Source organism: Sphingobacteriales bacterium, assembly GCA_012517435.1.
In the GTDB taxonomy this organism is placed as follows: domain Bacteria; phylum Bacteroidota; class Bacteroidia; order CAILMK01; family JAAYUY01; genus JAAYUY01.
Genome location: JAAYUY010000127.1, coordinates 1 through 6458, shown reverse-complemented (window position 1 = coordinate 6458; position 6458 = coordinate 1). Strand labels below are relative to the sequence as shown.

The 6458-nt window shown below is 41.5% G+C and carries 6 protein-coding genes; 1 reads left to right on the top strand and 5 read right to left on the bottom strand.

The genetic code is table 11. From position 1 onward, the window contains the following. Nucleotides 1-316: 316 nt before the first annotated feature. From GX437_07340 to GX437_07320, 5 genes are read right to left on the bottom strand one after another with little or no spacing between them, the layout of a single operon-like run. The gene (locus GX437_07340) at nt 317-1195 is read right to left on the bottom strand and encodes a YitT family protein (protein NLJ07466.1); all 879 of its coding nucleotides are present in this window, start codon (nt 1193-1195) and stop codon (nt 317-319) included. 29 nt (nt 1196-1224) lie between these two features. Next, on the bottom strand, nt 1225-2142 hold the full coding sequence (locus GX437_07335) for a DUF4340 domain-containing protein (GenBank protein ID NLJ07465.1): 918 nt from the start codon (nt 2140-2142) through the stop codon (nt 1225-1227). A 3-nt stretch (nt 2143-2145) separates the two neighbouring features. Beyond that, nucleotides 2146-3666 carry a hypothetical protein gene (locus tag GX437_07330; GenBank protein ID NLJ07464.1) on the bottom strand — a complete coding sequence of 507 codons (1521 nt, stop codon included), beginning with the start codon at nt 3664-3666 and terminating at the stop codon, nt 2146-2148. Nucleotides 3667-3670: 4 nt separating this feature from the next. After that, entirely contained in the window at nt 3671-4396 is a 726-nt protein-coding gene (locus GX437_07325; protein NLJ07463.1) for an ABC transporter permease subunit, read from the bottom strand. 6 nt (nt 4397-4402) lie between these two features. Then, nucleotides 4403-5338: an ATP-binding cassette domain-containing protein gene (locus GX437_07320; GenBank protein NLJ07462.1), complete on the bottom strand. Its 936-nt coding sequence runs from the start codon at nt 5336-5338 to the stop codon at nt 4403-4405. Nucleotides 5339-5619: 281 nt separating this feature from the next. Here GX437_07320 and GX437_07315 point away from each other — a divergent pair. Beyond that, nucleotides 5620-6458: hypothetical protein (locus GX437_07315; GenBank protein ID NLJ07461.1), on the top strand; the 839-nt coding region annotated here is incomplete at its 3' end.

Sequence of the window (6458 nt, the reverse complement as noted above, 5' to 3'; positions counted from 1 at the left end):
CATTTTTCTCATCATATTTCGCAAAAAGACTAAACCTGACCACGGTGTAATCTCTTTATTGGTAAACTTTATATTAAATTTCATTCAACAAAATTACTTATTGCTAAGCATTAGAAAAAATCTTATTGCGTAATCTGGGTTGATTTGTTTTTCAAGGGGATAGCACTTACGTCTTCTGAGATAAATCAGTTAAAAAGAAAAGCAAATGGAGGTCAAAGACTTGTCATTTCATACATAAATATTGGCGCTGCAAAAAAATTTCGTTACTTCTGGAAAAAAGACCGGAGGCGGCAAAAACTAAACATGAAAATTTGCTCTATCTCATTGAAATTCTTTTCTTTATCATTCCGCCTTTGGTGTCTTTGATTTTATGGCTGATGATAAAAGCTGCAGGGTCTATAAGTTCAATTTCATTGCTTAACCTGACGGCTTCGAGACGCGACATGACTGTATAAACAATATTGATTGGCTCTGAAGCATGATCTTTTTTGAGTCCTTTTTCGCCTTTGAAAATGGTAACCCCACGCCCGAGTTTCATGGTGATCATTTCCCGTATTTCTTCGGCTTTGTCGGAAATTATGGTGATTCCTGTAAATTCTTCCACCCCTTCAATAATGTAATCAACTGTTTTTGAGGCAGATAGATAAGTTAACATGGAATAAAGTGCATTTTCGACTGAAAGAAGATAAGCGGCTACGCTGAAAATGATAATATTGATAATCAGGATGATATCTCCGATGGTCATGCCTGTTTTTCGGCTGAGTGAGATGGCAAGAATTTCGGTACCGTCAATGACACCGCCACCCCTTACCGCAAAACCTATTCCTGCTCCCAGTAAAAATCCACCGAAAACAGCTACCAGCAGTTTATCGGAAGTGATTTGAGGATAGGGTAAAAACTGAACAGCCAGCGCAAGCAAAATAATCCCTGAGATAGCTTTAACCGTAAATTCCTTACTTATCAGTCTGATTCCGAGAAAAATAAAGGGAGCGTTGACCACAATCAGTAACACCGATAAAGGTATTCCGGTTGAATGGGCAATCAACAGGGAGATACCTACTGCTCCGCCATCAATAAAATTGTTCGGGAGTAAAAAGCCTTTTAATCCAAAACCGGCTGATAAAATACCTATAAACAGTAATAGGTAGTCAATAAGAATGCTTTTTGTCTTTGACCTGTTTGATTTTTTTTTCATCAGGCAAAATTTTGAAAGGAGTTGAAAAATTATTTCAGATTGAATATCAACGATTTAAATTCACTATAAAAGAGAGAATCGGCTACAACATAATTGCCTTGGTTAACGGAAGAACCAATCAGAAAGCCTTGTCTATCAGGATAACAATACAGGGTTGTTTTAAATCGCTGAACATAGTCAAGTGTCAGGGTCAGTTCTGCTTTCGTGCCGGGTGCTAATCCCGGTTTAAGTAAAGGCAGATCATTGATTTTTGCCAATTTTTTTATCAGGGAATTGACGACTGAGGTGTCGGCATCTTTTTGTCCGGCTTTCCAGATGTTGCCTTCTTTTTTTATGCTGATGACTTTACCGGCAGGGTCATCAGACTGAATTTCCAGAAAATTCAGAGAATAAAGGGGCATGGTCATCTTTTTTTCCCGCCATGAGTCCATTGAAGCTCTGACAGTGCCTTCCATGTAACATTCGGCTGCAAAAACCCTGTTGTCTTCCGGCTGACGGATATAGGTGTTGACATAAATGTTGTCCTGAAAAGTCATGTTTCCGATGATAATTTTTGCTTTTTCTCCTTTTACGGATGTCAGGATCAGCAGGGTCCCGCTACTGTCAACCCCATAGGTTTTCCAGTCTTCATTCGATTCAGATATCAGACGAGAAGGAATGAGTTTGTCAATTTCAGCAAAAGTCCGGTCAATAAATGAAGAATCCGCCATCATTTTACTTTTTTTAAAGAGAACATACCACCTGCCGTTAATTTTCACGACTTTGAAAGCCTCAGATTGTTGATGAGCAGGGATAATCTCCAATTGCTGAATGTCTTCACTGCTGAAAGAGATGAATTTATCGGGTAAATCACCTTGCCGCGACTTTTTCCCGGCAAAATAAATCACCAGCACGATAAGTATCAGAAGTCCGAGCAATAGTAATAAATGACTGTTTTTCAGTTTCATATCCTAAATTTCCGTTAAAAATTGCTTTCTTTTTCTGTTCTGATTTCTCCACCTGAGTATGCCATACAGGATGACAATGAGAATAGGGGAAACGACATTCAGATATTTGATAAAGTTTTTTCTGCTTTCACTGATTTGCCTGAGGGGGCGGGTCTGTATGGTTTTGGTTCTCAGTTCGGCAAGTCCTGATTCATCTGAAATCCAGTCGATGGCTCCGGCAATGAAGTTGAGGTTGTCGGGAGCACCCTGAAGTCGTCCCTGCTCATCATTCAGGAAGAAATCGCCATTGGTGATGATGATCATCTTTGCTTTATGGTTGCCATAGCGGCTACCTTCCACAGCCACTGCCACGGGTATGGAGGAACGGTTAAAATCGTTGTCTGACCATTGTTTCGTCAGGTCAATGTAAAAAGGAACCCTTTCGCTGCCGGCTTTGTCGCTGCTCATCAGGAGCGGGGTGATTTTGATGTTAGTGTCGTGACTGTTGATTTTTATTTCGGAAACAAAAGGTAAAATCATGGATTCGAGGCCTTTGGTAACCGGATGGTCGGCAAAATTGCTGAAAAACGGGATATAAAAAAAGTCAACAGGAGTGTTAATGATATAATTTCCCTGACGTTGCTGGACTGTAATCTGGGAGCTTTGCAGGTCGTAAACCATATCCGGCAAGAGTTCAATGCCATAGGTTTTCAGCCAGTTTTCAATACCGGTGGCATTCAGGTTGGCCATGGGAGGCATCTGGCTCAGGTCTCCTTTTACCAATCCGTAAGCCAGCAACAGACGTCCACCGGCACCCATAAAGCCGTCAAGTTCTTTCAGTTGTTTTTCTGTAAAAGAATCGGTCGGATTGATAATCGCAATGGCTTTATATCTGGAAGGAATGACTGAGGTATCGGTGAGTGTGAATTCTTCAAACTGGTAAAGGTCCGACAATATTTCCTGCAAGTAACTGATATCCTTCAGCTGAGCCTCTCCCTGACCCTGAACGAGTCCTATCAGTGCTTTTTCCGTTTTCGAACATTTGTTGATGGCAAAGGTCAGGGCATATTCCATGGGGGCACCAGGCTGAATAGCGGGTATTACTTCAAACTTTTCACCATACTGCACCAACGCACCCATGAAAACTTCCTGCTGCTGAAACTTGTCTTTCTTCCTGATATTCAACAACATGGGCTGTATCCCTTTTTGAAGTGCCTTTTGCTTGACCCTCGGATCTTTTGACGGATCCATAAAAGACCAGACCACTTTTTTTCTCGAATAACTGGCATATTCTGTCAGTAAATCCCTGAAGTCGTTTTTAATATACAATACATCTGGCGGCAATTTATCTGAAAAATAAGCAGTTACGGTAACAGGAGCCTTCAGCTCTTTCAACACATTTTTGGTGGTGGTGCTGAGGGTATATCTTTTATCAGCCGTGAAATCCAACCTGAAATAAATCAGGCTGAACAGAATATTAATGACAATGATGATGAGCAGGATGATGCCAATCCTCAGCTGTGCATTTTTTTTCGTTTCGTACATAGCTTTATTCCGTTAACAATCTGCGTGAAACCATATAGTTGCCTAAAAATAAACCTGTTGCAATTAGGCTAATAAAGAAGATAATATCTCTCAGGTCGAAAACACCGCGTAGCAGAGAGCTATAATGGTTAAAAACGCTCAGATAGCTCAGAATGGCAGCAGGAAGGCCAAAGAAAGCCTTGGAGATGAGGTCGAAGATAAACTGAAAGAAAATGCCGATGAACAAGGTGGTAAGAAATGCGATTATCTGATTTTTGGAGATGCTGCTGGCAAAAATACCGATGCTGATATAGGCTCCGCTAACCAGAATCAAACCGAAATAACCACCCCAGACAGCGCCATGGTCAACTTTTCCCAAAGAGCTGACTGTCAGGTAGTAGGGGAGGGTGAGGGCAAGGGCTGTCATCACCAGCAACCAGGAAGCCAGAAATTTTCCTGCAATCATCTGGGCTGATGAAATGGCTTTTGTGCCAATCAGTTCAATGGTGCCGCTGTTGATTTCTTCCGCCACACTTCTCATCGTCAAACCCGGAATGAAGAAAAACAATGTCCAGTAACTCCAGCTGAAAAACACCTGAAGACTGGCTTCGTTCATCATGAAAATGTCGTTGCCGAAAAGCCAGGTGAAAAATCCGCTGAAGCCGAGAAACAACACCAGCAGGATATATCCTGTCATGGAATCGAGAAAACTGTTCAGTTCTTTTTTGGTAATAATCCAGATGCTTTCCATAGTTTTTCAATTTTGAATGGTCAGTTGTCTGAAAATATCTTCCAGCCTTGTTTCGCTCTGGTGAAGTTCGAGCAGATACCATTTTTTCTCTGCACAAAGCTCAAAAAGTTTCTTTTTCAGCAAGTAAGGCTCTGCTGTAGTGAGTTGAAAATGAGCTTTTTTTGAAGATATTGACGAAAGTTCGAGCAGATGTTCAAGTTGTCTGAGCGATTCTTCAATTTTGTTTTGCGGAACATCAGCTTCAATTTCGACCTGAAGCCTGTAGCCACCGCTCATCTGAAGCTGAAGCAGGCCCGGTGTGGAATCTGCCGCTATTTTACCTTTGTTGATGATAATCAGGCGATCACATACTGCTTCAACTTCCTGTAATATATGTGTGGAAAGAATGATAGTCTTATGTTTTCCCAGATTTCGGATCAGATCCCTGATTTCAATGATTTGGTTGGGGTCGAGGCCTGAGGTGGGCTCATCCAGTATCAGGAGTTCTGGATCGTGAAGCAATGCCTGAGCAAGCCCAACCCTTTGTTTGTATCCTTTCGAAAGTTCTCCGATTTTTTTGTGTTTTTCCGCTCCAAGTCCGACAAAATCAATCGTTTCTTTGATTCTGTGATGAATCCTCGATTTTTCCATCTGCTGTAAACCTGCCATAAACTCAAGAAAATCAGTAATAAACATATCGTAGTAAAGTGGATTATTCTCCGGCAGGTAGCCAATTCTTTTTCTGAATGCAACCGGATTGTTGAATACTGATGTCCCATCGAGCAAAACATCCCCTGAAGTCGGTGCAATGAAGCAGCTGATAATACGCATGGTAGTAGTTTTGCCTGCTCCGTTTGGTCCGAGAAACCCAAGTATTTCTCCGCTTTTCAGTTCAAAACTGACATCATCCACGGCTGCCTGTTCCCCGTATTTTTTGACAAGATTCCTGATTTCTATATGCATACAGATGATTTTTTCAGGCTGCAAATATAGACTTACCCTGTTTTGTTTGAGGTAAACTTCTTCCTGAAAAAATTGAGACAATTTAGGCTGCTGACAGGCCTTCCGGCTGGAATTTTTGTTAAAAAGATTGTAACATCTGGTTGATGGAATGGCTGTTTTTTAAAGGATTAATTGATCTTTGCACTTGTCTGATGAGAATTGTTATTAAGAAAATAAAGGCTGATCAGACATCTTCTTCAATTAAAATAATAAGTTTGCCCAAAAATTAATTGCAGACAAGCATGATTAAAAAGACATTTCTGCTGATTATCATCTTCCCTTTTGTTGGATGGGGGCAGACAATCAGGAATATAAACCCTGACCCTTTCGGAGAACCGTGGATAGTGGGTGGATTCCGTGAACTCTCTGAGGCTGAAATAAGTAAAATACCTGAGCTGGTATTGCCGGAAAATACGGAAAGGGCAAGCCTTCCGTCCAGAATTAACAACGCAAAGCTGCCTTATTTCAGAAGCATTGTCCTTCAGGCAGATGGCAGTTGTTCGCAAAACAGTGGTGTAGCTTACGTTTTTACTTATGAAATAAACTATTTACGGGGAGTGCCTTCCACAGACTCAGTCAATTTATACCCTTCACATTATACCTACAATTTTCTGAACGGAGGAAGCGGTAAAAACGGCTCCAATTACACGGATGGCTGGCAAATCATCAAGGAAAACGGTGTCCCCAACCTGAAGACCTATGGCGGACTGAATCCTTTGGGCGACAATGGCTGGATGAGCGGATATGATAAGTATGAAAGCGGTATGGGAAACCGGGTAAGTGATTATTACAGAATAAAAATCGGGACTCCTCAGGGGCTTGAAACCCTGAAAAGATGGATGTATGACCATGGAAACGGCTCTTCTGCCGGTGGATTGGCCTGTTTTTCTGCCGGAATTGCCAATGCCATCACACGCCCCATACCACTCGGGCAATACGAACAGAAAAAAAGAATTATTACCGCATGGAGCGACCCCGTTGACCACGCCATGACTTTTGTGGGCTATGACGATTCTGTCAGGTTTGATTTCAATAATGATAAAAAATACACCAATGATATTGATATTACAGGCGACAGCAT

Excerpts from the sequence above, each read along its gene's own strand:
- GX437_07325 (NLJ07463.1), bottom strand. The coding sequence starts at position 4,396 with ATGGAAAGCATCTGGATTATTACCAAAAAAGAACTGAACAGTTTTCTC.
- GX437_07330 (NLJ07464.1), bottom strand. The coding sequence starts at position 3,666 with ATGTACGAAACGAAAAAAAATGCACAGCTGAGGATTGGCATCATCCTG.
- GX437_07335 (NLJ07465.1), bottom strand. The coding sequence starts at position 2,142 with ATGAAACTGAAAAACAGTCATTTATTACTATTGCTCGGACTTCTGATA.
- GX437_07340 (NLJ07466.1), bottom strand. The coding sequence starts at position 1,195 with ATGAAAAAAAAATCAAACAGGTCAAAGACAAAAAGCATTCTTATTGAC.
- GX437_07320 (NLJ07462.1), bottom strand. The coding sequence starts at position 5,338 with ATGCATATAGAAATCAGGAATCTTGTCAAAAAATACGGGGAACAGGCA.